This is a genomic window from Providencia sp. PROV202 (genome assembly GCF_028479565.1).
GTDB lineage: Bacteria > Pseudomonadota > Gammaproteobacteria > Enterobacterales > Enterobacteriaceae > Providencia > Providencia zhijiangensis.
On the sequence record NZ_JAMPNV010000024.1, the window covers coordinates 1 to 25,638 of the forward strand.

Here is a 25,638-nt window from a genome sequence, read left to right on the forward strand (position 1 = left end):
CGGTGAAGAAGTGATCCTCAGTGACAAAGCCAAAGATGCCAAAGCGTTTAATATCGGAAATAAAACCCTGAACGGTGTGAAAGCGGGTAAATTAAGTGCAGACTCCACCGAAGCGGTGAATGGTAGCCAGCTCCATGCCACCAATCAAACAGTGAAAACCAACACTGACAATATTACCAAGAATACAAACGCTATCAGCCAAAATACTCAGGATATCGCAGAAAATAAAAACGCGATTACCACCATCACCAAAAACATTGATTCTGGCTCGTTAGGATTGGTGCAATTAAGTGCAGACAACCAGAAAATAGTGTTGAACAACAAAGCTGATAGCGCCCGTGTATTTGAATTTAACAACCGGACATTAAGCGGCGTATCGGCAGGCCGAGTAGCAGCGGACTCTACAGAAGCGGTCAATGGTAGCCAATTGCATTCCACCAACCAAAATGTGGCTCAAAACACGCAAAAAATTCAAGAAAATAGCGACAAAATAGCGCAACACGATACGGCGATTACGCAAAATACCAAAGATATCCAAGCCAATACCGATAAACTGACGCAGCATGACAAAATGCTTAACCAGAATAGCCAAGATATTAAGGAAAACACCAACCGTCTAAACGAGCACGATAAGGAAATTGCTCAGAGTAAACAGGATATTAAGGCGAATACGGAAAAACTGGCTGAGCATGATAGCGCCATCAGTAAAAACACTAGCGATATTCAGAAAAATACGGCTACGTTAGATAAACAAGGTAGCGAAATTGCGCGTTTATCCTCAGAAATGGGAGATGCCGGAACGCTGAAAATGAGCCGTGATGGTGAAAGCATCAATCTCAGTGATAAGGCAAAAAGCGTCAAATCCATCAATTTTGGTGATAAACAACTTTCCGGTATTGCCGATGCGAAAAATGACAGCGATGCCGTCAATTTAGCGCAAATGAAACGCGGTAATGCCGAAACCTTAAAATCTGCGAATACCTACACCGATGAACGAGTCAATCAGTTGGGCGAATTTACAGAAAATGGTTTAAATCGCCTGAATACCAAAATTGATGATTTAGACAAAAAAGTCGACAAAGGTTTTGCTGCAAATGCCGCACTATCCGGTTTGTTCCAACCTTATGGCGTAGGGAAAATGAACTTAACGGCAGGTGTCGGGGGTTATAAAGATGAATCCGCAGTCGCTGTCGGTATGGGGTATCGCATTAATGAAAATGTCGCTATCAAAGGGGGCGTCGCCGCATCAACGGGTACAGGTTCTTCCACTATGTATAACGCGTCAGTTAACTTTGAATGGTAGTTTGAGTTGATATATGAAGGGGAATACCTATTGTATTCCCCTTTTTGCTATTAATACTCGCTGTAATCCACTTCTTCGTCATTCAGTTCAACCATGACGTCGAAATGTTCCATGATGTCCATAAACGGTTCGAAAATACCGGAAGGAATTAAGATCTCATGGTAGGCATCATTGCCGGAAGTCAGACCCAATAAATAGTAACCAAGGGCTTGTAGTTGCTGATTAGCGCGAACAAAAATTTGGTCTGGTCTTAAATCGTTTTTAGGGTCTTTAACGGCAAAATTTAGCTGAATATCCAACCCTTCAACGTCAACAGCGTCTTCCAAGAAACTCACCGCAGATTCACTGTCTTTCCAGTCTATCCAAAAGCTGTTTCCCATATTCGACCTGACAATAAGATCTGCCATTAAATAGCCAATTTCACCCTCTTCGATACGCTCGACGAACCCCTCTTCGTCTTCACTGATCGACTCTTTTAACTCTTCCTCAAATGAAGAGATATCCGTTTCCATATTCTCGATTGAATCTGGATTTAACAGCTTCGCCAGCTTGTTAACCACCTGCATAATGTCATTGAAATGGTCGAGCGCTTCTGGGTTCATGCCCTGCATCGTTATTCCTTATTTTTAGCGTAATTGGCTGTATTTTCACTAAAATAGGTGATTCGGTATATCGACTAATTCCGATATTTACAGTGAATTAGCCCTGCACTGGTGTGCAAATCTCGATCAAAAAGCCATTTAGGTCATGAACATAACCTATCGTTTGTCTCCAAGGCATCTCCTGCGCGTCTTGTACCAACTCAGCTCCGGCTTTAACCGCCTGAGCCAACGCGTTTTGTACATTATCAGTCTCAAAAGCAAGTTCAAAAACAGGGGCGTGTGGATTGGGAGCAACCGCGCCTTTACCTAGTTGATTCATTAACGCCAATGAAGAAAATGAAATCGTTGTGCTGCCAGTATCCAGCTCACCATAATCACCACTTTCATGGAGAAACGACTTTTTAAAACCAAAAGCTCGTTGGTAAAAATCGAGGGTTTTCTCAACATTCTCGACATACAAAATAGCGTATTTGAATTTCATTATTTTCTCTCACGTCATAGGAAGTATTAGATAGGGAGTATTAAGCTTTGTCGATATCAAATTGCTTGGCGACATCCACCAGCCATTTTCGGATCACTTTTTCATCAGATTCACTCACTCCACTTAATAACCTATTTTCAGTGGACTTAACAGCCCCTTTGCATTGACGTAATAATGCTTCCCCTAATTGGGTTATTTCAATAATTTGGATCCGTCCATGCTCAGGGTGCGGCAACTTAGAGATCATTCCCGCCTTTTCGAGATTTTTAACAATCACACTCATGGTCTGTGGCGTTAATAATGATAGCCTCGCTAAATCAGCCCCTGAGGCTTTAGGATATTCTGCAACCATTAACAACACAGAAAATTGAGGAAGCGTTACTCCCACATCCTGCAAAACTTGCTCCATGCGAATACGATGAGCCGCATGAGCCTGTCGCAGTAAATAGCCAATATGACCTGATTCCCCACGTTTGCCTTCCCCTATTTCAGGGATCATCGATGTATTAACTTTTGACTTGCGCATAATGTAAGAATTCGAATATTATTATCAGAGTTCTTATATTATCCGTTTGGAGCACATAATGAAACCTGAAATTATTGGAAGAAGTGATTGGAACCAGTTTGAAAAAATCGCCCCTGACGTCGTTGCCGCGATGGGAGAACTGGGAAAAGCCGTTAGCAATTCAGGGCTTGAAAAACCACTTACTGAGTTACTGAAAATACGCGTTTCCCAAATCAACGGTTGCGCGTTTTGCCTGCAATATCACTTAAACTTAGCCCGTAAATTGGGGATTGAAGCCGCCAAATTGGATCTTTTACCAACTTGGCGTGATGCCTGTATTTATACGCCTCGCGAACAAGCTGCGCTCGCTTGGGCAGAATCACTAACGCTAATGGCTGCTCAGCATGTTTCTGATGATGTTTATCAAGCACTACAGAATGAATTTACTGAATCCGAAATTGCGTTTCTAACCTCAGCGATTGGGGCGATTAACGCTTGGAACCGCATCGCGGGTGCTCTGCAATTTTCGCCACCAATTCCTAAATCGAGTTTGTAAAATCAACCATCCCAAGGTGAATACCACCCTTGGGATGGTTGATTAACGGCTATACCGCTGCTGAATAAATTGCGCGCACAGCATCAAGGTTAAACTTATCAATACCGCCAGACAGGCCATCGCCATACCGCTGCCAATGGAACCTTGCTCAAACTGGCGCCAAACAAAAATCGACACGGTTTGCATACCCGCAGGAGCCAGTAACAGCGAAGAAACCAACTCTCGCGATGCCACCGCAAACACCAACATCATCGCCGCCACTAAACTCGGTAAAACTAACGGAAATAAAATCAGTCTCAGTGACGTCATTAACCCAGCACCATGAACCCGTGCCGCATCGGATAAACTGCCGCCAATTTGCGTAAATGCCGCACTGCAATAACGCACGGGATAAGGCAGTAATAAGCAACTATAAGCGAGCAATAAAATACCCCAAGTATGGTAAGGCGTGATGGGCCAAAACGGTTGATTCCACGCCAAAATTAGCCCTACTGCGACCACAATGCCCGGAATGGCGATTGGCAGTAACGAGAGCCCATCCAGCAAGGCAGCACCACGGATCCGCTGCGCGACGACCAGCCATGCACATAAAAAGCCCAATATCCCCGTTAATATCGCGGTTGCCGTGGCGAGAGAGACACTCGTCAATAATGCATCTAGGGCTTCCGTATGGCTATTTAACAACCCAGAAAAATGCCGGAGTGTTAGGTTATCCAGCGTCAATCCGCCAGAAACCGTATTGGAAAATGCCGTGCCAAACATAGCCAGTAATGGCATGCCAACCGCACAAAGCGCCACGAAAGAAAACAAACACACAGCAGGAATGCGCCAAATACCTAATGAGCGAGTCACTAATGCAGCGGCTTTACCCGTATTGGTCGCCACATTGCGCCCAGACACTAACGAACGCTGTAAGGTATAAGCCAATAGCGCCAAACTGGCTAACACCAACGACAGTGATGCCGCTCCCGGTAAATCAATCGGCCAATCGGCAAGTCGCTGCTCGATATCCGTTGTCAGAACCCGAATCCCATTCGGAGAGCCAATCGACGAAGGAATGCCGAATTCTTCAATCGCCAAAGTGAAAACCAGCAATAAGCCTGCTGCAATCGAAGGCAAAGAGAGAGGCAATGTCACTCGCATAAATGCCTGCCATGCGGATGCCCCATGAACTTGTGCCACATCCGCTAGCCGGCTGCCAGTCGCCGCCATACTGCGAGAGACGGCGAAGTAAAGAACGGGAAATAAATTCAATGACATAATCACCACCATTCCCCCAAGGGAAAATAGGGCGCTGCCGGGGCTAATGCCAAACAGTTGCTGAGAATAACCATTCGGTTGCAAGGTTAACATCCATGAAAGCCCTGCGATATAAGGCGGAATTAAAAATGGGATCAAAAACAGTAAGTCCCAAACACGGGCAAAAGGCAGGTTAAATAAACCACGTAAAGCCCCTAACGGAATAGCTATCACGGCACTCACCAACGCCACGCCTAAACCCAATAAAAAGGTATTTTGTAGCAAGTTTGCCAGTTCCGGCTCATTAAATAGATGGATAATCGGCTGGAAAATCTGGCTGAAATCCCCTTGTCCAAAATGCGGAAATAGCGCTTGTAACACAATAAAACTCAAAGGAATAATCACTAAAATCGCCAAGGCGATTAAGATAGAGAATGGCAATAAACGACGTGTCATCATCAGAAAATCAGCTCCTGCTGGGTCGCTAATACCACCCAGCGGCGAAGAAGAGAAAACCGTTAGCGGAAAATGCCGCTAAAGCGAGATAACACGCTGCTGCGCTCTGTACTGTCAGTGGTCGGTTCTGGCAACAGTCTTAACGTCGAAAAATCAGGGCGCTTACCTGCAACGTCCGTTCTTGCTGGCATCAACCAGGCATCCGCAACGATTTTCTGACCTTCAGGGGAGAGCACGTAATCAACAAAAGCTTTAGCTTCATTTTGCTGTTTACTGCTATTTAAAATCATCATGGGACGTGGCGCGATGGCTGTTCCGCTACTTGGGAAAATCACCTCGATAGATTCACCTTCCGCGATGCTACCGTAAGCCACATAGTCGACTGCACCAAATACAGCCGCTTTTGCCCCTTGCAACACAGGCGTTAATGCTTGCGCATTCGGGCCAGAAATCACCATTCCATTCGCTTTTAATTCAGAGAATAGCGTCCACGCAGCTTCTGGTTTCGCATTCTGTAATCCCAACAATAAGTCTAACGATGCCCCTGACAATGCAGGATCTGGCATGGTGACTTTGTCTTTAAAAACTGGCTGCGCTAGATCGGCCCAATCCGTTGGCTTCGGCGTGCCGCTTTTGCTATTCCAAACGATCCCCAAGGCGGAGATCCCTTGCGCCACATAGTATGGTGTTTTGAATTGCGCAGGCACTTTTTCGGCATTTGGGCTTTCATACGCCAGTAACCAGCCTTTTTGCTGAAGGTCTACCGCGGTATCCCATGAGGCAGAAATCAAGACATCCGCACGCGGGTTGGCCTGTTCCGCTTCTAAGCGCGCCATCACTTTACCGGTCGTTGCCTGAAAAACATCCACTTTCACACCTGTTTGCTTTTCATACCCTGCGGCTAGCTGTTTTGCCATCGCCCCTGGCCCCGCGGTGTAGACGGTCAAGGCATGAGAAGAAACGGAAAATAGTGCGCAGGATAATCCTAAACTCATTGCGATACCTTTCATGGAAAAATGGTTTGATAACATCAGCTTTTGCATAACAGAGTCTCTCTTCATAAGGTGGTCAAACTGTCGATTTTGCCGTTTTGCATATGAGCGATTTGATGCGCCAATGCGTGGGCTTCTGCAGGATCGTGAGTGACATAAACGGCGGTAATTTCTAATGCGCGAAGTAGCTGCGCCATCTCATCACACAGAGAACAACGTAAGGCAACATCAAGGTTAGAAAGGGGTTCATCAAACAATAAAATTTCAGGTTCTGCGATAATGGCGCGGGCTAATGCCACCCGCTGCTGCTGACCGCCAGAAAGGTCGGCAGGTTTACGCTTGGCAAAACCGGCTAATCCAACCCGCTCTAAGGCTTGGTTTACTCTGCCCTCTATTTCTTGACGCGCCACTTTGCGCATACGTAAAGGAAAAGCCACGTTCTGAAATACGGTCATGTGGGGCCAAAGTGCATAATCTTGAAACACCATACCTAAATTGCGCTGTTCTGGCGGGACAAGTCGCTGGGCACTTGCTACCCGCTTTTCATTCAAGAAAATCTCGCCTGAGCTTGGTTGTAATAACCCAGCTAACAGCTTCAATAAGGTACTTTTACCGCAACCGGAGGGGCCTAATAGCGCTAAGATAGAGCCTTTTGCGACAGTCAGATCAATCCCATCCAGCACCGTTTGATGAGCAAAAACTTGAGAGAGTTTGTGAATAGAAATCATCGGATGCTGCGAGGCTAATTGCGTATTCGCTGCGTTAGCTTTTTGAAAGGCATCCTGACTCCCATTCAATGAAGAGAGTGCGTTTAACATACATTGTTATCCTCTTTGGGACTTAATCGTTATCGAGGATGCTACGAAAGGAATGGGTCAGTGAGATGACAAATTTATGATGGAATAATGACAAGGTGAATGGCATCGATGGAATTATTAATATAGTAAATAAGATAGGAAAGGATGAGTTTCCTCACCCTTCCCATCATTTTATTCAGTCGTCGATTGAGCTTGATGGACTGCGATATAGCGCTGATAACGTTGTGGTTTCAAACGGCTTAAATCCACCAAAACCAAACCGTCGATGCAGTCGTTAAACGCAGGGTCAGTACCAAAATCAATAAACTGCACACCGCCGGGTTCACACAGTTCAGTGTACTGTTTATACAGAGTCGGAATAGAGCAGCCAATATTGCTGAGTAAGCTTTTTAGCTTCACTAAATCTTCTTGGTAGTTATTGCCATCAAACTGGGCTAAAACCTGTGGTAGTGACGCAGGGTAAGGCTTACGGGATTGCGCCATTGCCAGCTCCGAGGAGAAATAGAGGCGATAAAAAGCAATCAGCAAGTCACGCGCGGCAACAGGCATGCTTCCAGAGATAGACACTGGACCAAACAGATAACGATATTGCGGATACTTCGCTAAATATGCACCAATACCTAACCAAAGATAATCTAAGCCGCGTTTTCCCCAATAGGCAGGCTGAATAAAACTGCGTCCTAATTCAATCCCTTGAGCCAAAATCGGCATCATGTCTTGGTTATAGTGAAACAGGCTATTACTGTAGATCCCTTCTAGCCCTTTTTTCTCTAGCTGCTGCTCCGTCGGCACAAATCGATATGCGCCCACCACTTCTAAATCATCTTCATCCCATAAAATAAGATGGTAATAATCGTCATCGAAACTATCGAGATCACGGCGTCGACCGGAACCTTCTCCTACCGCACGAAATGCGATTTCCCGCAATCGTCCTAGCTCACGTAGAATCGGCGTTCGCTCTTCTTGCTGGCGCTGGTAGAGGTAAATAATTTTACCATCGGGAGTCACGCCTAGTTGCTCGCAAGCCGCTAGAGCCTTTTTCAGTTCAATGCGATCTTCAGGTAACGCGATTGGGGCTTCAAAGGTAAACAGCCCCGCCTTTCCTTTCCCTAGCAGATACACATGGCGACGAAACCGCTCTGCCAGTTCATTATCATTCGTTCGCCCGTCATACCATTGGGAAAACGGGATACGCCCGCCGATACGTAATTTGATGCGATTATTGCGCTGCTTGAACATTTCGTTCACCAGCATCAAAGCCGATAGCGGCTTATACACCAAGGATGTTGTGTAGAACAGCAGGCTGTTATGGGCTTGCACATGCACGGGAACAATCGGTGCACGAGATTTGGCGGCTAAACGTAAAAAACCTGTGCGCCAATGACAATCACGAACGCCTTTCGTACCCCAACGAGAAACTTCCCCCGCAGGGAAAACAACCAAGGCCCCTTGATTATCAAGATGAGATTGCATACCGACGACTTGCTGGCGGTTGGTACGATTGCCAACATTATCGACAGGAATAAATAAGCTTTGAAGTGGCTCAAGGTAACTGAGCATTTGGTTGGCGACGATTTTGACATCTGGTCTAACCGTTGCCACAGCGCGTAAAATTGCGAGCCCATCAAGTGAGCCAATCGGATGATTTGCAACAAATAAGACCGGCCCTTGGCTTGGGATATTCTCTAAATCCCCATCGCCTAATTCGCAACGGACATTCAAGTCATTCATAAACTGCTCGACAAGATCGAGCCCTTTTAAATGCGGATAATCTTCAGCAAGCTGCTGGAAATCTCTTTCATGTAATAAACGCTTTAATAACTTCCGTTTCCAAGCGGGCAGTGTTTGCTGCGGAAAAGCACTTTCCAGTAAAGCATCAACACTAAACATAATGAAGTCCTCTCACATGCGCGTTATTGGCAAATTTAAGTCATAATAATGACGAATAAATAACCACTTCGTGACAAGATTATGAAATAAATGATGCAAGAACTATACGTCATTATCCGAGAAATCCTCGACACTTTTGACGATTTCTTCTCCATTTAGCTTTTGTTTACTTTTCATCTAAAAATATTTTCTTTTTATTCAGTCAATTACAAATTCAGTCTTCGCTAAAAAAACTGGCACAAACCCTGCATTAGCTCTCTTGAAAGGGCGGGAAACCGCTACACAAAAATAGAGGAGCAATGTTGATGGAAAAAGTCATCACCGTCTGCCCGTATTGCGCCTCAGGCTGTAAAATCAACCTGAAGGTGGAGAACGGGAAGATCATTGGCGCAGAAGGCGCAAATGGTCACACAAATGAAGGAGAGCTTTGCCTGAAAGGTTACTATGGCTGGGACTTCATTCATGACACTAAAATTTTAACGCCGCGTTTAAAAAATCCGATGATCCGCCGTCAGCGTGGTGGCAAATTAGAGGTCGTTTCTTGGGAGGAAGCCATTGAATTTGCAAGCTCCCGTTTATTAGCCATCAAAGAAAAATATGGCCCAAAAGCCATCATGACGACAGGCTCTTCCCGCGGTCCGGGTAACGAAGCTAACTTCGTGATGCAGAAATTTGTTCGTGCAGCGGTCGGTAGTAACAATATCGACTGCTGTGCTCGTGTCTGACACGGCCCTTCGGTTGCAGGTCTGCAGCGTTCGGTCGGTAATGGCGCAATGAGCAACTCAATTGTTGAAATTGAGGATACCAAATGTATTTTTGTCTTCGGTTATAACGCCGCGGACTCACACCCTATTGTCGCTCGCCGTATTTTAAAAGCGAAAGAGAAAGGGGCACAAATTATTGTCTGCGACCCGCGTTACATTGAAACCGCGCGTATTGCAGATATTCACTTACCACTGAAAAATGGTTCGAATATCGCATTATTGAATGCGTTAGCCTACGTTATCATCGAGGAAAATCTGTATGATCATGCCTTTATCGAGACACATACCGACAAATTCGACGAATATTGTGCATTAGTCGCGCCATACACACCTGAATCGGTTGAAGAGATCACCGGCATCAAAGCCGAGGATATCCGCAGAACCGCACGGATGTACGCTAAAGCTGAAAATGCCACCATTTTATGGGGCATGGGTGTCACTCAGTTCTATCAAGGGGTGGAGACCGTCCAGTCTCTGACCAGCTTGGCATTACTGACAGGCAACCTTGGCAAGCCGCATGTGGGTGTGGGTCCTGTACGTGGTCAAAATAACGTACAAGGTGCCTGCGATATGGGTGCATTACCGAATACGCTACCGGGCTATCAGTATGTTTCGGATAAAGCGGCACTCGAGAAATTCGCTAAATTCTGGGGCATTGACGCAATGCCGGATGAAAATGGTATTCCATTGAGCGAAGTCCCTCACTTTATCGATGAAGGCGTGCTGAAAGCGCACTATGTGATGGGTGAAGATCCACTGCAAACAGAGCCGGATTTAGCAACTATCCGCCGCACGTTCGACAAACTTGAGCTGTTAATCGTGCAAGATATCTTTATGACTAAAACCGCGTCAATTGCAGACGTGATTTTCCCAGCCACTTCTTGGGGGGAACATGAAGGTGTTTATACGGCGGCTGACCGTGGTTTCCAACGCTTCTATAAAGCGGTAGAGCCTGTGGGTGATGTGAAAACTGACTGGGAAATCATCAGTTTAATGTCAACCGCAATGGGCTACCCAATGCACTACAACAACACCAAAGAAATTTGGGATGAGCTGCGTGAGCTTTGCCCGATTTATTTTGGTGCGACTTACGAGAAAATGGCGGGCTTGGCATACATTCAATGGCCATGTCGTACATTAGAAAGTGAAGGCACCGAGTACCTGTATGAAGGTGGTAATTTCGATACACCAAATGGTCGCGGTCAATTCTTTACTTGCGAATGGCGTCCACCAATAGACCAAGTCAGTGCTGAGTACCCAATGGTTCTTGCCACCGTGCGTGAAGTGGGTCACTACTCTTGCCGCTCTATGACCGGTAACTGTAAAGCCCTAGCCTCTCTCGCTGATGAACCGGGTTTTGTTCAGATCAATACAGCTGATGCGAAAGCGTTAGGCATTAAGGATCAGGAACTGGTTTGGGTCTGTTCACGACAAGGTAAAGTCATCACTCGCGCCAATATCAGCGACCGCCCAAATAAAGGCGCCGTATATATGACGTATCAGTGGTGGATTGGTGCTTGTAATGAGCTGGTCGCCGAAAACTTAAGCCCGATAACCAAAACACCAGAATACAAATATTGTGCGGTGCGAGTTGAGCCTATCGCGGATCAACATCAAGCCGAGCATTATGTGGTTCAGGAGTATACGGGTATCAAGCGTAGGCTTCGCGAAGCAGCTGAAGGATTATAGTTTTTTTGACTCTTTGCACTGTAGGAATGCATATTTAAAGCAAACCTACAGTGCAAGTTATATTAAAAGCTACCGATATTAAAAATCACATAACGATAATAAACATCGCAATTCAACAAGCGATTAAAATAAAACATTAATCGCCATTAAAAACTATTTAATAAAAAAATAACCTTCCAACAAAATAATTAACATCCTTTATTTTCACTTATTAATTTTCCTTTTTATCTTTTCCTTTTTTCTATTCTTTTAATACCCATCAATCTCTAAATAATTCGCGTTGTGGCTAGGCGGCAGACGCAGCTAAGCCCTAGGAGCATACATAAGTATGTGACTAGGGTTAGTAAGGATAGCCAACAACGCCACAGCGTGAAGTATGACGAGATTAAGTATGTGACGAAGGTTAGCAAGGTAAGCCAACAACGCCACAGCGTGAAGTATGACGAGATTATTGGAAAAGGTCTTGAACGTTGATTCCCAATCTCTGCATCCTTGAAAGCAACGTCGTACGCTTCAACCCTAAACGAGCTGCCGCCCCTCTCGCCCCTGCAACCACCCCATTGGTGGCTTTCAGCGCTTCAATAATGCGGTTTCGCTCTTCATCATCGCTCTCTGGCGCATCCGTCTGCATTTTCCGCTCTAATGAACTGGGCTTATTCAGAGCTTCTTTAATACGAGATGGTTTTGGGATATTTAGCTCATGCAGTTGAATATTCAGCGTATTTCCACGGGTTAAAATGACCGCGCGTTCAATCACATTTTCCAGCTCTCGCACATTTCCCGGCCATGGATACAGTGATAACTGCGCGAGTGCATCGCGAGGAATACACTCAATTTTACGGTTCATACGCTGCGCCATTTTCTTGGTGAAATAGGTCGCAAGCAGCGGAATATCTTCTGGTCGGTCACGCAATGGCGGGATCACAATCGGGAATACATTCAAACGATAATAGAGATCTTCACGGAACTCTCGGTCTTCCGTCATCGATTTTAAGTTGCGATTGGTCGCCGCTACAAGGCGCACATCCACAGGGATAACTTTATTGCCACCAATGCGCTCAATCTCACGCTCTTGCAAAACACGCAATAATTTTGGTTGTAAATCCAATGGCATATCACCAATTTCATCTAAAAACAGCGTGCTTTTATCCGCCATTTCAAAGCGACCAATATGGGTGCTCATCGCGCCTGTAAATGCGCCTTTATCATGCCCAAACAGGTCACTTTCCAGTAAACCCGTTGGAATTGCCGCACAGTTCATTTTAATCAGCGAGCGTTGGTGACGATGGCTAAGTTGGTGAACGGCTCTGGCAATTAACTCTTTACCGGTGCCCGTTTCACCCAAGATGAGCACGGTGCTATCACTGCGAGCGACTAAATCCACTTGCTCCAATACTTCACGCATCGCCTGACTTTGGAAGACTATTTCACTGAAACTATTGGTGTTTTGGATCTGTTCATTGAGCCATAAATTTTCATTTTTCAGGCTATCTTTGAGGCGAGTGATCTCACCATACGCCGCGGCATTATCCACAGCAATCGCAAAACGTGCCGCAACTTGTTTCAATAAATTGCAGTTATCTTCGGTGAAAATATGGTCATTTTCATGGGATAACACCAAAACACCCAATGGCTTATGATTGAATGCCAACGGCAATAATAAGGTTTCCGTCATCCCTTCTGCACACAAATTTTGATACAGAGGATCTTGCGTTTGACTATCGAGCGTTAAGCGCAGCGGTTTGTTGCTCTCTAAGACTTGAGTGAGATCCGCATGCAGTTCATTAAGATGATACTGGCTTTTTTTAACGGGTTTTGAGCGTTGATAATGGCTTGAATAACAAAGATAAACCGCTGAACTGACATTATCACAAAGAGCAACGCTAATTTGACTAATACCAAAAAATCGGTAAATTTCTCGCGAAACTTCAGCCACTAACCCATCCATTTCAAGATGAGAAAGTACTGAGTTAGTGATGTCCACAAGGATCCTGAATTGGTCACGTTCATGACGAATTTGTTCGGTGGTTTCGGATATGCTCACAAAATCTCCAATCTCGCCCTAATTCGCTGCATTGCTAAGCCATTTAATTACTTCGATGACTAACAATAATGAGAATTAGTTAAAGTTTTAAATTTTCATTTATAAACGACTTATTTATCCATAATAAAAATAAAAAAGTTTAATACTGTGATTAATGCGATTGCTGTTTTTGATTTAATACTAATATTGTAGTCATTATTTGAAAAAATAATATCGAAGTCTGATTTAAGTTTGATCCATTCACCTATTTTAGATATTGGTTGATTTAACCCAATATCCGCTTAATACCGATTTCATGCCTCTCGACAATAATGTCGAAAACTGTGTCGAATATGAAATCTCTATTTTTTCGTGATTATCCGATAATAAGTAACCAAATGATTTTATTGAATTAATTTATTTAACGAATTTGGCACGATCCATGCTTATCTCTGAGTATTGTCAGCATAAGACGAGGCAACTGGAATAGACCGGATCCCATGCCCGTTTACGATCATTCAGGAGAATATGATGAACCGTTTCATCATTGCAGACCCAAAGAAGTGCATTGGCTGTCACACCTGTGAAGTGGCTTGTGTGGTCTCCCACCAAGAGCAAGAAACAGGGATTGCCACAGTTGTGAAGGATGAATTTTTTCCACGTATTCATGTGCTAAAAGGCTATACCGTCAGCACAGCGGTGGTGTGCCGCCAGTGTGAAGACGCCCCCTGCGCCAATGTGTGCCCTAATGGCGCCATCAGTCGTAAAGATGATTTCGTGTACGTAGACCAATCTAAATGCATTGGTTGCAAAACCTGTGTTATCGCTTGCCCTTACGGCACCATGGAAGTGATTAGCCGTCCCGTAGCTCAGCACACCACGGCACTCAATACCATTCCACAGTATCGTGCTGAGGCGCATAAATGCGACTTATGCCATACCCGTGAAGGTGGGCCTGCTTGCGTAGAAGTCTGTCCTACAGAAGCCTTAATGATCGTCGACAGAAATAAAATGGATGAAATTATCAAAGAACGCCGCCGTCGCGCTGCCTTTGAAAATCCAGCGGATATTTTGTCTTAAGGAATGACAAATGCATGAAGTTGCCTTATGCCAAAGCGCATTTGAGATTATTGAACAGCACGCTAAACGCAACCATGCTCGGCGGGTGACAGGTGTGTGGTTAGAACTCAGCGCCGTATCTTGCGTAGAGGAATCCGCCGTGCATTTTTGTTTCGATATTATTTGCCGTAATACCCTCGCCCAAGGTGCCGAATTACATATTGTGATTTCCCCTGCCCAAGCACAATGCCGAGATTGTCAGCATCAGGTACAAATAACCCAATTTGGTGAAGGATGCCCCCACTGCGACAGCCAAAATTTAATTGTCGACAACGCTAGCGCCATGCAAGTGAAGCAGATTGAAATTGAATAACCCGTTTAGGAGCCAGTTATGTGTTTAGGTATTCCCGGTCAAGTGGTTGCCGTTGGCCAAACCCCCATGGATAGCGCCCAAGTGGATGTTTGTGGTGTCCAGCGTGAAGTGAATATTGCCCTTGTCTGTGAAGGGGATACCGAGAGTATGGTCGGTAAATGGGTATTAGTTCACGTCGGTTTCGCCATGAGTATTCTCGATGAAAAAGAAGCTAAAGATACCTTAGAAGCGTTAATGGCAATGGAAGAAGTTGAGGAAGATGTAGGGTATTTTTTGCGAGGAAACGCGTGATAGCACGTGTTTATTCCCCCACTGCTTTTTGTATTTCACACCTTTTTACGCATCAAAAAACCTGACACACTTTTGTGTCAGGTTTCATTAATTACCGTTTTACTCAATCAAACTATCAATCACACTCTGTAATTAGATAGCTTCAACTGGCACATAAACCGGCCACCAAGATTGTGTTCTCACCATTTCGACTTCAGAATCACTGGCGTTAACCCCTGCTACGCCTTGGCTTTTCGCCATACGTAAAACAGCAAGAGCAACGATACTTGAAGTGATACGTAAATCTTCATTCGATGGTAATAACGATGCACCTTCTGAGCCTAATGTTGCTTGGCTTGCCACGGCTTGAACTGCGGCAAAAATCATTTCATCGGTAATTTTCGTCGCTTTAGACACGATAGCACCGAAACCTAGCCCTGGATAAAGCGCTGCGTTATTTGCCTGACCGATTTTGTAGCAAACACCGTTATAAATCACATCATCAAATGGCGCGCCCGTTGCAACAAACACTTTCCCCTCAGTCCATTCAATTAAATGCTGTGGTGTTGCTTCATGCAGTAATGTTGGGTTTGATAATGGGAAAATAATTGGGCGTTCAACATGGCTTGCCATGCAGCGAACGATATCTTGAGTGAAAGCACCCGGTGTTGTTGATGTACCAATTAAAATCGTTGGTTTTACATTCTCGACAACCGTTGCTAAATCAATAATACCTTTAGCTTTATTCTGTTTCGCAAGGATATCCGCCATATCCGGCCAACGGGTTTGTGCTTCAACAGAAACATCAACAATCTTTCTTGGATAATTGGCAACATCTTGGCTGTTTTTCGCATAATCTTTTTGGAAATACAGTAAGCTATCTACCATGTCGGTGGTCAGTAGTCCCGGCAAGTCAATTAACCAAATGCGAGAAATGGCTTCTTCACGAGACAGACCACTGCGGATCATTTGGTCACGAATTTGGTCTGCAATACCACAGCCCGCAGTTCCTGCACCAAAGATAACCACTTTTTGCTCACTCCAAAGCGTTTTACTTAATTTCACCGCATTCAATAAGCCCGACAATACAATGGCACCCGTGCCTTGCACATCATCGTTAAATGTCGCGAAATTCGCTCTGTATTTATCCAAAATGCGACGCGCATTTGTTGAACCGAAATCTTCCCAGTGCATAACAGCATTTGGAAATAGCTTTCTTGCCGCTTTGACATAAGCATCAACAAAATCGTCATAGACTTTGCCTTGAATACGCTCATGACGATTACCCACATAGGATGGGTCATTTAACAGTTTTTCATTGTTAGTCCCGACATCGAGAACAACAGGAATAACACTGTGAGGATCTACGCCCGCTGCGGCAGTATAAACAGCCAGCTTACCGACTGAAATATCGATACCATTAGAACCCCAGTCTCCGATGCCTAAAATTTCTTCTGCGTCAGTGGTCACGATCAGTCGAATATCACCACCTTCAGCACCGAATGCACGCAGCTTTTCTTCGATTAATTCAGGTTCATTAATACTGAGGAAGATCCCGCGAGGACGAGTAATAATCTCGCTATAGTTTTCAATGGCATCGCCGACAACTGGGTCATAAACGACTGGCAGCATTTCCAGCATATGACGTTGTAATAATGCATAAAATAATGTCACGTTATTATCGTGCAAACGCCACATGTAAATATGTTTATCTAAATCAGAATGGCATCCACGGTAAGCGTGATAAGCACGGTTTAATTGTGTTTCCATATCCTCAGTGACAACAGGAGGAAGAATACCATTTAAGTCCAGCGCTTTTCGTTCTTCTTCAGTAAAAGCCGTTCCTTTATTTAAGGATGGATCGCGTAATACTTCATATCCTCTTGCCGTCGTTTTTATTTTACGAATATTATTTTCCACAACAACTTTAGCTTGACGATTATACATAATTAATACCTTTTAATTTAAATATTATAATTTTGGGGAAACTACGCGCCAGATAGACCATTTCCTGTCATATCAATCGGATTGACATATTTATTAAAATCTTCTTCACTTATTTTCCCAGAAGCGATTGCGGATTCTTTTAGTGTGATATTTTTCGCTATTGCATTTTCAGCAATATGTGCGGCATTTTGATAACCAATAATTGGGGATAATGCCGTGACTAACATGACACTATTGTCCACATACTCGGTTATTTTCGTATTATTTAATTCAGTGCCTTCTACGGAATATTCCATAAATTTACGGCAGCCATCAGAAATAATACGAATGGAATGCAGGAGGTTATTAATAATTACCGGTCTCATCGCATTTAATTCAAAGTTACCTTGGCTACCCGATATCGCAATCGCCGCATCGTTACCCATAACCTGAATACCAATCATGACCATCGCTTCACATTGAGTCGGATTCACTTTACCCGGCATGATAGATGAACCAGGCTCATTCGATGGCAGTATTAACTCGCTGAAACCACAACGGGGGCCCGAAGCTAACCAGCGCATATCATTCGCAATTTTGATAAGTGCGACAGCTAATCCACGAATAGCGGCATGTGTACGTACTAACGCATCAAGGGAGCCTTGAGCGGTAAATTTATTGGGCGCAGTAATAAACGGTTTTTGGGTTAATTCCGCTATCTTATCTGCGACATCTTTTGAAAAGCCTTTTGGCGCATTTAATCCTGTACCAACAGCCGTGCCGCCAACGGCGAGTTTATAAAGATCTTGCTGACTACGCTTAATATCATCTAGCGCATCGCGTAATTGACCCGCCCAACCATGCCACTCTTGCCCTACAGTTAAAGGTACTGCATCTTCGAGGTGAGTACGACCTATCTTAACGACAGTCATCCACGAATCAGCTTTCTTTTCAATAAGTTGAATTAAATCTTCAATACTTGGAATCAGCTGTTCATCAAGCGCAAAAATAGCGGCGATGTGCATTGCAGTAGGGAATGTATCATTGGAAGACTGGCCCATGTTGACATCATCATTGGGTCCAACGGGTAATTGAGTTCCTAATGAGCCACCTAATAATTGAATTGCGCGGTTAGAAATAACCTCATTCACATTCATATTAGATTGTGTACCAGAGCCCGTTTGCCATACATAAAGCGGATAGTGTTCATCTAATTGACCCTGAATAGTTTCATCCGCTGCGATAACGATCGCTTCTTTTTTCCATTCAGGTAAACGACCTGCTTCGCAGTTAACCAATGCACAGGCTTTTTTTACATAGCCATACGCGTGGTAAACCGATTTTGGCATTAAATCATCGCCAATATTAAAGTGCTGTAATGAACGTTGAGTCTGTGCCCCCCAATAACGATTTGCAGGAACATTTACTTTTCCCATGCTATCGAATTCTTCACGGGTGCCTGTTTCATTAATACCAATAGGGATGCTCTTATTTAGAATATAATCAGTCATTACAATAACTCCATTTTAAATATAAAACATATGAGCAATTCCTATACTAAGTTAAAAAAATTAATTAAACATCAAATACCAAACATACGTTCAAATAAGATATTTAAGCTATCAAGATAACAAAAACACAGTTTAAAATATAAAAAATAAATTACCTTGCGATTTTTTATAAAATATAATTATCGCAAACAGACTGTCTATTTCATCCAGAAATCATATAAAGACTAAAGTTTCAAAATAATATTAAAAACAATATAATGTATTATCAATCTTATCTTTTAATGACATCCAAAATAAATTAAACAATTTAATTATATAAATAAATTATTGAATCTATGATATGAAAAATAAACGACTCATGTATTGAGTAAAACATATAAATTAATAAAATTTTAATTTTTAAATATATTAATAAAATAAAAACAATCACTGAAATACAAATAAAATAATATTATTTAATATAAAAAAATAATAGGAAAGAGCTAAAAACATGTTATTCATTTAAAATACAAGGTGATATACCCACTGAGTTTCCCTTTAGTTTAATACACATTAATTCCAAAAAAATCATCCTTAATTATGCTTATACAAAAACAGAAGTCATCACAACTCAATAATACTGAAGAGAAACACTTTATAATAGTGATAATACCCGCTTTAGTTGGTCATTGAACCTAACTCCACGCACAAAACGAGTGATGAGTTTAATAATCATACCGATGCCATATTAAACACTGGGTTTAGACAATTTTGGAGAAATAGCCGAACTTGCAGGGTGCGATACCGTCATTTTTCAGTAAAACCGCACTGCATCCCTGTAGCGCGGTCTATTTATTCCTTTAAAATTTTATCCTTGATATAAAGGCTTCCAGTTTGCCGTTACTCACCCTCAAATAACCGGAATCCCCCTAACCCTTTCCATGCTGGTAAGGCTTGATAAACTTGCTCGACGGCGGCAACCACTTTGTCATTCATCGGCATATAAAAACCGACTAAATCGGGCTGAATACCTAAGAAAATAATTTCCCCGACATCCTCTTTTAACTGATCGATAAGAAAATTCAGCGGCAGATTATGGGTGCTCATAATAAACATTTCGGCGATATCATCAGGGTCGATAACCCTAATTTCCCCCGGCGCTAAACCAATATCTGCGGCATCCACAATTAATAAACGCTCAGGTTTTAAGGCTCTCACTTGGTGAGAAACACTTTCAGGGCTGCTTCCCCCATTAATAGCGACCCAACCATCAATCGGCGTTTCTTGCATGAGGTCAAATAGCATCGGACCTGCGCCATCATCCCCCATCATGCTATTGCCCACCGCCAGCATGAGATTTTGCACGGGTGATGGGTTGTCTGAAGATAAGAGATTTTTTGCTGATGCGCTTTCTGCTGAAGATTCGATTTCCATCGAAAAAGACGGTTGAGTTTGTCTCGCAACATCGCTCATCGGCTGCCTTTTCACAATCAAATAAATTGCCGGCTCACGCTCAATTTCACCGAGTAATCGAATCAGTGTGGCGCTCCATGCCTGATAGGGAGAATCACTGTCTTTAGCGAAACCATCTAATGCTAACGCCAGCATATTGGTGTGGGTGGAATCGATATTAATCTCGCCAAAGGTGATCAAACCCTGTAATTTGCGACGCGCCTCCCCTTCAGGAAGCGCATTCACCCATGCTTGGTAACCATCCAATGGACATTCCAATTCCGTTTTTAAGCAGTCAATCATCCCAACATGGTGACCAATGGCCAGTGAGTAATACATCACTTGCTGCGCGTCTTCTGGCACGTCATCGTCACTGTCGACAAACTTCTGGCGCAGTGACCAGAAAATCACTTTGCCCGTTTCAGTTGCTGACTCACTCATCAATGCCCCCTTGTTGCAGCACGGTCACTAGGCGGTTCACAATCTCACGCAACCGTGGGTCTTGCTCCTCGTCCATCCATGCTTGCATGGTGACTTTCACTTGGCTTGGGGTTGCCCCATCCAATAGCGTCAAGAAGCGGTCACTGATTTCTCGACCTTGGAAATACCCTGCTTGGCGGCGAGCTTCACGCTCGATCATCACGCGAGTAGCCAGAGGGATTGATGGCAACAACAGCTCCACTTTTTCCCCGTCGGCTTCACGGTGATCCTGTCCCACCAATTTCTGTTTCAATAACCCTAATGCCACCGCAAAACCATAAATCGTGGCAGCAGGGGTTGGTGGGCAACCTGGGATCCACACATCGATCGGCACAATGTGTTCGCTTCCCCCCCAAACACAATACAGATCGTGAAAGATCCCGCCGCCACACCCACAAGCCCCATAAGAGATACAGATTTTTGGATCCGGTGCAGACTCATATGCCCGCAGTGCAGGCATGCGCATTGCACGGGTAACCGCCCCTGTGAACAGTAAAATATCCGCATGACGCGGAGACGCCACCACTTTGATCCCAAAACGCTCCGCATCAAAAACAGGGGTAATTGCCGAGAAAATCTCGATTTCACATCCGTTGCAGCCACCACAGTCCACGCGATACACATAGGCTGAACGCTTAATATCTTTCAGTAGCGTGCTTTTCAGTTTTGCGACCTGCTCATCGAGCACAATCGGCTGGCTAACGTGATGGTTGACGGGGATATTTGGCAAACTCATGATTTATCTCCCTGAATATGCAAACGGAAGTTCTGACGACCATTATTCAATAGATTATTTTTTTGCTTACAGGATGGGCAGGTTTCATACATTGGGCGCAGAGCTTCAATGCCGCCTTCCTCTATCCCCGATGCCACCATCAACGCCATGGCATACTCCACGGATTTTTTCGGGGCAAATGCTTCGCCACACTGGCGACAATGTTGCAGGCGGAATGTCCCTTTCATATATAAATCCGCTTTGTTCATTACCGCCGTTTCAAATTCTTCCGTTAAGTGGATGGCGCGAGTCGGGCAAACTTCTTCACAGCGCGCGCAATAAATACAGCGACCTAAAAACAGCTGCCAGCGGCGTTCACCACTTTCTAAGTCAGTTTCCATGGTTAACGCATTGGCAGGGCAAGCGGAAATACAGGCACCACACGCGATGCATTGCTGTGGATCGTACTCGGGTTTACCTCTAAATCCGTGAGCCACTTCCAGCGGTTTGAACGGGTATTTCACCGTTGCAGTACCCGCATTACGAAGGGTTTTAAAAAGTTTAAACATGGTGTCCCTCCGTTATTTCATAATCGAATGTTTGCGCTCGATACTGTGCTGTTCGAGCTCTTTGTATGCGACGGTTTTTGCTTTGCGTTTTTTCACATCCACCAGCGTCACGCGGTCAGTACAGGAGTAGCAAGGGTCTAGGCTACCGATAATCAATGGCGCATCAGAAACGGTGTTGCCTTGCAGCATATAACGCAGCACTGGCCAATTCGCGTAAGTGGCAGCACGGCAGCGCCAACGATACAGTTTTTGGTTATCGCCGAGCATGCTCCAGTGAACATCTTCACCTCGCGGCGCTTCGGTATAGCCCAGTGCAAATTTATGAGGCTGATAGGTAAAGCCTTCGGTCAGAATTGGGCCTTCTGGCATATTGTCGAGGGCATATTCAATCATCGACAGGGAATCCAACGTCTCTTTGATACGCACCATCACGCGGGAATAAACATCGCAACCATCTAAGGTGAATAATGTTTTTGGTAAATTGCCATAATCCGCAAATGGGTGGTCGAAACGCACATCGCGCTTGAAGCCGCTGGCGCGGATCATCGGTCCCACAGGGCTGTAATCACGGGCAACTTGTGGATCGAGGCGACCGACACCGACGGTGCGTTGCTCCATATTTGGTGTGCTCAGCAACATATCCACCAGCTGAGTCACATCTTGGCGCATCTCTTTAACCAGCTGAATAGTTTTGACACGCTGCTCTTTTAAGAAGTCACGGCGAACCCCGCCAATTAAGTTGGTACCGTAGGTTTTACGGGCGCCTGTCAGTAATTCCGCCATGGTCATGGATTTTTCACGCACACGGAAAAATTGCATGAAACCGGTATCAAAACCGGTGAAGTGGCTCGCTAAACCGATATTCAGCAAGTGGCTGTGTAAACGTTCCACTTCCAGTAACACACTACGAATTGTATGAGCGCGCTGAGGCACATAAATACCGAGCGCATTTTCCACGGAGGTGGTGTACGCCACGCTATGGGTAAAGCCGCAAATACCGCATACGCGGTCAGATAAGAAAGTGACTTCGTTGTAACCCATGCGGGTTTCAGCCAGTTTTTCCATTCCGCGATGCACATAGAACATACGGTAATCCGCATCCACAATGCGCTCGCCATCCACAAATAGACGGAAGTGTCCCGGTTCATCGGAGGTGATATGCAGCGGACCAATTGGCACGATGCGGCTTTGGGTTTTGCTGTCGTTGATAAACTCGTAGGTTTCAGTGTCGGTAGTTGGCGCTGGGCGCTGGCGGTAATCCATGGTGTCTTTGCGCAGTGGATACAGGTCTTCCGGCCAGTCATCCGGCAATACTAAACGACGCTCATCCGGCAAGCCCACTGGGCGTAAACCGTACATATCACGGATTTCACGCTCACCCCATACAGCCGCAGGCACCCGTGGCGTTACAGATGGGAACTCTTGAGTGATTGGGCTAACATACGCTTTCACCGTCACCCAACACTTTTCCCCCTCTTCCATCGACAGCGCATAATAAACTGCAAACTGCCCATTGAGAGGACGCTCATCGTTCCCCCATAACACCGGCAACCAACCGCCGCAGCCGTAATAGAGGAATTCCACCACTTCTGGCAGCATCTCAGTTTTGACGGTAATGGTGACTTGGTTGGCGGTTTGCCACTCCTCTTCCAGCATGGCATGAGGAAATTTCTCGCGCACTTTTGCCAGATAGCCCGCGCCTTTGCGAACGCCCTGAAGGGTATCTGTATAATTCTGATAGCTCACGTTATTTCTCCTGCGATGAAGGTTCGGAGGTGCTTGCACCCCACGGCCATTGGTAATTTAAGGTGGTAATTTGGTGGTCGGCTGTCGCACTATCTTTGAGCACGATTGTCGCGGCATTTTCCAGTAAGCGACTGACAGGTTGAGGAATATACGTTCCCATCACCAGCATCAGTACAATCAAAATCGCCATTGGTAATGTGGTTAAAATGCCCAGCTCGCCACGCGCTACGCACTCTGGTTGCTCGCCAAATAAGGTTTTGGAGATCATGCGGATCAACCCGCCCAGCACTACCGTAATCAAGATCAGCACCAGCAAGGTTAACCAGAAATGGTTAGCGACCAGCCCCGCCACCACAATCATAAATTCACTTAAAAAGACGTTGAATGGCGGCATACCACCCAGTGCTAATGCGCCCCCCGCAAACACCACCGCGGTAAATGGCATGGTGCGCAGTAAACCTTTTACTACCGTAATATCGCGAGTGCCATATTTCAGTAACACGTTACCGGAACCGCAGAACAGCAAGGTTTTACCCAAACTGTGGTTTAAGGTATGCAGCAGCGCAGCCAGCACACCTAGAGGCCCGCCGATACCTAATGCCACCGCGATCAGCCCCATGTTTTCCACACTGGAGTAGGCCAGCAAACGCTTCATATCTTTTTGAACCAAGATAAAGAACGCCGCCACCGCCACGGACATTAACCCGAACACCAGCAGTAAGGTTTGAGTAAATTCACCACCAATGGATGACGTGACGATGATGTAGTAACGGATGATAATCAGCAGTGCGCAGTTCAGCAGCACCGCAGACAGCAACGCTGACGTTGGGCTTGGCGCCTCACTGTGCGCATCCGGTAACCAGGCGTGCATTGGGAACAGACCGGTTTTGGTACCAAAACCGATTAACACAAAGACAAAGGCAAGATGCATCAAGGTTGGATCTAGGAGGTCGGTATATTTCAAGACTTCCGTCCAGAAGATAGCCATTTCAGGATCCGGCATGACGTTCACCGCATTGGCATACACTAAAATAGTACCAAACAGACCAAACGCCACACCTACGCTACAGATAATGATGTATTTCCATGCTGCTTCCAGTGAAGAACGCTGACCGTAAATGCCCACTAAAAACGCTGAGCTCAATGTGGTCGCTTCGACCGCTGCCCACATTAAAATTAGGTTATTACTGGTGATCACCAGCAACATAGTGAACAGAAATAAGTGGAAAAAACCGTAATAGTTACATAAGGTTCCAACACTAATTTCCCCTTCATGCACTTCATGGTTCATATAACCGATGGAGTACAAGCCAGTCAGGAAGCCGACGATCCCTAAGATAGCGAGGAATAACCCGGCGAGGCTATCAAGGTGGATCCAGTGACCTGCCATCAGCAAATCACCGACTTTATCTATCGTGCCAACCATCCAGAGCGATAACACCAGCAATGCCGTGATCCCAATAGCATGGATCACCGTGACAGGGATTTTTGCTCCGTTACCCAATAAGCGGCAGGCAAACGCCAGCAGTGAAATCACCAGCGGGGTTGCCATCAATAAGGTTAATAACATTGTTTGACTCATCTCATCACCCCTTCAGCGCGGTCAGTTGATCCACGTTCAGTGTGTTGAGCGTGCGATAAATTTTACGAGCCAATACCGCCATAATGATCACCGCAAAAATGGCGTCTGTGGCGATACCAATCTCCACTAACTCAGGGGCTTTATACGCCAGTAACGCGAGGGTCAGATGGGAGCCGTTTTCCATTAGGCAGTAACCAAAGGCTTGCTTGAGAATATTGCGCTGCGTAACAATGCACAGCAGCCCCAACATAAAGTGCCCAAGAGAAACCGCTAAAGCGGGTTTTAAATCCGCCGCCAAAGGCAGTTTAATTGGCTCGACCACAAACCAGCACAGCACCACAATCACCGCTGCCGCTAACATCAACCAAGCTGGGCTAATCACCCCGCCGTTAGCGGTTGGGTCGGACAATTTTCGGAAGGCGTAGCCCATAATCAGCGGCACTAAAACCACTTTGGTAGCGAATGCGGTACCTGCCCACATTGCCAATTCAGGGGCGTTGAGGGTGTAAGATAACGTGCCGAAAATCGCGACTAACACCAGCGACTGCAACGCATAGAACCAACAAGAGACCACCGGCTTTTTCGCGCCGATCACCAGCAGCGACGTGATCATCATCAGCCCTGCTAAATTATTCACAATCATTGAACCAGTCATGCT

General features: G+C 45.1%; 22 protein-coding genes and 1 pseudogene. 6 read left to right on the forward strand and 17 right to left on the reverse strand.

What is annotated here, in order from left to right; all coding sequences use genetic code 11:
* On the forward strand, positions 1-1,303 hold a 1,303-nt coding region (locus PR799_RS16925), incomplete at its 5' end, for a YadA-like family protein (protein WP_272522959.1).
* 50 nt (positions 1,304-1,353) lie between these two features.
* Here the strand turns inward: PR799_RS16925 and PR799_RS16930 are convergent.
* The 3 genes from PR799_RS16930 to PR799_RS16940 form a co-directional block, all read right to left on the reverse strand.
* Positions 1,354-1,914, reverse strand: coding sequence for a DUF6630 family protein (locus tag PR799_RS16930; RefSeq protein ID WP_154627881.1), 561 nt, complete (start codon positions 1,912-1,914; stop codon positions 1,354-1,356).
* 88 nt (positions 1,915-2,002) lie between these two features.
* Positions 2,003-2,386 carry a VOC family protein gene (locus PR799_RS16935; protein WP_272522964.1) on the reverse strand — a complete coding sequence of 128 codons (384 nt, stop codon included), beginning with the start codon at positions 2,384-2,386 and terminating at the stop codon, positions 2,003-2,005.
* Between the two features lie 40 nt (positions 2,387-2,426).
* On the reverse strand, positions 2,427-2,912 hold the full coding sequence (locus tag PR799_RS16940; RefSeq protein WP_154627883.1) for a MarR family winged helix-turn-helix transcriptional regulator: 486 nt from the start codon (positions 2,910-2,912) through the stop codon (positions 2,427-2,429).
* A gap of 58 nt (positions 2,913-2,970) precedes the next feature.
* Between PR799_RS16940 and PR799_RS16945 the strand changes: the two genes are divergently transcribed.
* Complete coding sequence (locus PR799_RS16945) at positions 2,971-3,447, forward strand: carboxymuconolactone decarboxylase family protein (protein WP_272522968.1); 477 nt, start codon at positions 2,971-2,973, stop codon at positions 3,445-3,447.
* A 42-nt stretch (positions 3,448-3,489) separates the two neighbouring features.
* Here the strand turns inward: PR799_RS16945 and PR799_RS16950 are convergent, their stop codons facing one another.
* The 4 genes from PR799_RS16950 to PR799_RS16965 all read right to left on the reverse strand — a co-directional run bounded on the left by PR799_RS16950 (position 3,490) and on the right by PR799_RS16965 (position 8,842).
* Positions 3,490-5,142 (reverse strand): ABC transporter permease, encoded by a 1,653-nt coding sequence (locus PR799_RS16950; RefSeq protein WP_154627908.1) that lies wholly within the window; start codon positions 5,140-5,142, stop codon positions 3,490-3,492.
* Between the two features lie 62 nt (positions 5,143-5,204).
* A complete protein-coding gene (locus PR799_RS16955; RefSeq protein ID WP_442959366.1) occupies positions 5,205-6,152 on the reverse strand; it encodes an ABC transporter substrate-binding protein in 948 nt (315 codons plus the stop codon).
* Between the two features lie 47 nt (positions 6,153-6,199).
* Complete coding sequence (locus PR799_RS16960) at positions 6,200-6,952, reverse strand: ABC transporter ATP-binding protein (protein ID WP_272522971.1); 753 nt, start codon at positions 6,950-6,952, stop codon at positions 6,200-6,202.
* Positions 6,953-7,123: 171 nt separating this feature from the next.
* On the reverse strand, positions 7,124-8,842 hold the full coding sequence (locus tag PR799_RS16965) for a lysophospholipid acyltransferase family protein (RefSeq protein ID WP_272522974.1): 1,719 nt from the start codon (positions 8,840-8,842) through the stop codon (positions 7,124-7,126).
* 305 nt (positions 8,843-9,147) lie between these two features.
* Here PR799_RS16965 and fdhF point away from each other — a divergent pair, with 305 nt between their 5' ends.
* Positions 9,148-11,295, forward strand: coding sequence for a formate dehydrogenase subunit alpha (fdhF, locus tag PR799_RS16970; RefSeq protein WP_272522975.1), 2,148 nt, complete (start codon positions 9,148-9,150; stop codon positions 11,293-11,295).
* A gap of 448 nt (positions 11,296-11,743) precedes the next feature.
* On the opposite strand, the gene PR799_RS16975 is transcribed toward fdhF, so the two are convergent.
* Entirely contained in the window at positions 11,744-13,339 is a 1,596-nt protein-coding gene (locus PR799_RS16975) for a sigma 54-interacting transcriptional regulator (protein ID WP_272522977.1), read from the reverse strand.
* Between the two features lie 510 nt (positions 13,340-13,849).
* On the opposite strand from PR799_RS16975, the gene hydN reads away from it, so the two are divergent.
* From hydN to hybG, 3 genes are read left to right on the forward strand one after another with little or no spacing between them, the layout of a single operon-like run.
* Positions 13,850-14,398 carry an electron transport protein HydN gene (hydN, locus tag PR799_RS16980; protein ID WP_132496486.1) on the forward strand — a complete coding sequence of 183 codons (549 nt, stop codon included), beginning with the start codon at positions 13,850-13,852 and terminating at the stop codon, positions 14,396-14,398.
* 10 nt (positions 14,399-14,408) lie between these two features.
* Positions 14,409-14,750 (forward strand): hydrogenase maturation nickel metallochaperone HypA, encoded by a 342-nt coding sequence (hypA, locus tag PR799_RS16985; RefSeq protein ID WP_272522979.1) that lies wholly within the window; start codon positions 14,409-14,411, stop codon positions 14,748-14,750.
* Between the two features lie 18 nt (positions 14,751-14,768).
* A complete protein-coding gene (gene hybG, locus PR799_RS16990; protein WP_154627889.1) occupies positions 14,769-15,041 on the forward strand; it encodes a hydrogenase maturation factor HybG in 273 nt (90 codons plus the stop codon).
* 132 nt (positions 15,042-15,173) lie between these two features.
* Here hybG and PR799_RS16995 read toward each other — a convergent pair whose 3' ends face one another.
* From PR799_RS16995 to hyfE, 9 genes and pseudogenes are all read right to left on the reverse strand, one after another.
* Positions 15,174-16,967, reverse strand: coding sequence for an NAD-dependent malic enzyme (locus tag PR799_RS16995; protein ID WP_272522981.1), 1,794 nt, complete (start codon positions 16,965-16,967; stop codon positions 15,174-15,176).
* 41 nt (positions 16,968-17,008) lie between these two features.
* Positions 17,009-18,457: a class II fumarate hydratase gene (gene fumC / locus PR799_RS17000; protein ID WP_272522982.1), complete on the reverse strand. Its 1,449-nt coding sequence runs from the start codon at positions 18,455-18,457 to the stop codon at positions 17,009-17,011.
* An 879-nt stretch (positions 18,458-19,336) separates the two neighbouring features.
* Complete coding sequence (gene hycI / locus PR799_RS17005; protein WP_230088566.1) at positions 19,337-19,789, reverse strand: hydrogenase maturation peptidase HycI; 453 nt, start codon at positions 19,787-19,789, stop codon at positions 19,337-19,339.
* Positions 19,790-19,924: 135 nt separating this feature from the next.
* Positions 19,925-20,329, reverse strand: a pseudogene (locus PR799_RS17010) (formate hydrogenlyase maturation HycH family protein); the annotation flags it as partial.
* On the reverse strand, positions 20,322-21,104 hold the full coding sequence (locus PR799_RS17015) for an NADH-quinone oxidoreductase subunit B family protein (RefSeq protein WP_272522983.1): 783 nt from the start codon (positions 21,102-21,104) through the stop codon (positions 20,322-20,324). The gene PR799_RS17015 and the pseudogene PR799_RS17010, both read right to left, overlap by 8 nt.
* Positions 21,101-21,652, reverse strand: a complete 552-nt coding sequence (gene hyfH, locus PR799_RS17020) for a hydrogenase 4 subunit H (RefSeq protein WP_272522985.1) — start codon at positions 21,650-21,652, stop codon at positions 21,101-21,103. The genes PR799_RS17015 and hyfH overlap by 4 nt, the downstream gene beginning before the upstream one ends.
* A 12-nt stretch (positions 21,653-21,664) precedes the next feature.
* Positions 21,665-23,398 (reverse strand): hydrogenase large subunit, encoded by a 1,734-nt coding sequence (locus PR799_RS17025; protein WP_036949178.1) that lies wholly within the window; start codon positions 23,396-23,398, stop codon positions 21,665-21,667.
* Position 23,399: 1 nt separating this feature from the next.
* Entirely contained in the window at positions 23,400-24,980 is a 1,581-nt protein-coding gene (locus PR799_RS17030; protein WP_272522989.1) for a hydrogenase 4 subunit F, read from the reverse strand.
* Between the two features lie 4 nt (positions 24,981-24,984).
* Positions 24,985-25,635 (reverse strand): hydrogenase 4 membrane subunit, encoded by a 651-nt coding sequence (gene hyfE / locus PR799_RS17035; RefSeq protein WP_006658444.1) that lies wholly within the window; start codon positions 25,633-25,635, stop codon positions 24,985-24,987.
* Positions 25,636-25,638 lie beyond the last annotated feature (3 nt).

Coding starts and splice junctions, on each gene's coding strand:
- PR799_RS16930 (WP_154627881.1), bottom strand. CDS start 1,914: ATGCAGGGCATGAACCCAGAAGCGCTCGACCATTTCAATGACATTATG.
- PR799_RS16935 (WP_272522964.1), bottom strand. CDS start 2,386: ATGAAATTCAAATACGCTATTTTGTATGTCGAGAATGTTGAGAAAACC.
- PR799_RS16940 (WP_154627883.1), bottom strand. CDS start 2,912: ATGCGCAAGTCAAAAGTTAATACATCGATGATCCCTGAAATAGGGGAA.
- PR799_RS16945 (WP_272522968.1), top strand. CDS start 2,971: ATGAAACCTGAAATTATTGGAAGAAGTGATTGGAACCAGTTTGAAAAA.
- PR799_RS16950 (WP_154627908.1), bottom strand. CDS start 5,142: ATGACACGTCGTTTATTGCCATTCTCTATCTTAATCGCCTTGGCGATT.
- PR799_RS16955 (WP_442959366.1), bottom strand. CDS start 6,152: ATGAAAGGTATCGCAATGAGTTTAGGATTATCCTGCGCACTATTTTCC.
- PR799_RS16960 (WP_272522971.1), bottom strand. CDS start 6,952: ATGTTAAACGCACTCTCTTCATTGAATGGGAGTCAGGATGCCTTTCAA.
- PR799_RS16965 (WP_272522974.1), bottom strand. CDS start 8,842: ATGTTTAGTGTTGATGCTTTACTGGAAAGTGCTTTTCCGCAGCAAACA.
- hydN (WP_132496486.1), top strand. CDS start 13,850: ATGAACCGTTTCATCATTGCAGACCCAAAGAAGTGCATTGGCTGTCAC.
- hypA (WP_272522979.1), top strand. CDS start 14,409: ATGCATGAAGTTGCCTTATGCCAAAGCGCATTTGAGATTATTGAACAG.
- hybG (WP_154627889.1), top strand. CDS start 14,769: ATGTGTTTAGGTATTCCCGGTCAAGTGGTTGCCGTTGGCCAAACCCCC.
- PR799_RS16995 (WP_272522981.1), bottom strand. CDS start 16,967: ATGTATAATCGTCAAGCTAAAGTTGTTGTGGAAAATAATATTCGTAAA.
- fumC (WP_272522982.1), bottom strand. CDS start 18,457: ATGACTGATTATATTCTAAATAAGAGCATCCCTATTGGTATTAATGAA.
- hycI (WP_230088566.1), bottom strand. CDS start 19,789: ATGCTGGCGGTGGGCAATAGCATGATGGGGGATGATGGCGCAGGTCCG.
- PR799_RS17015 (WP_272522983.1), bottom strand. CDS start 21,104: ATGAGTTTGCCAAATATCCCCGTCAACCATCACGTTAGCCAGCCGATT.
- hyfH (WP_272522985.1), bottom strand. CDS start 21,652: ATGTTTAAACTTTTTAAAACCCTTCGTAATGCGGGTACTGCAACGGTG.
- PR799_RS17030 (WP_272522989.1), bottom strand. CDS start 24,980: ATGAGTCAAACAATGTTATTAACCTTATTGATGGCAACCCCGCTGGTG.
- hyfE (WP_006658444.1), bottom strand. CDS start 25,635: ATGACTGGTTCAATGATTGTGAATAATTTAGCAGGGCTGATGATGATC.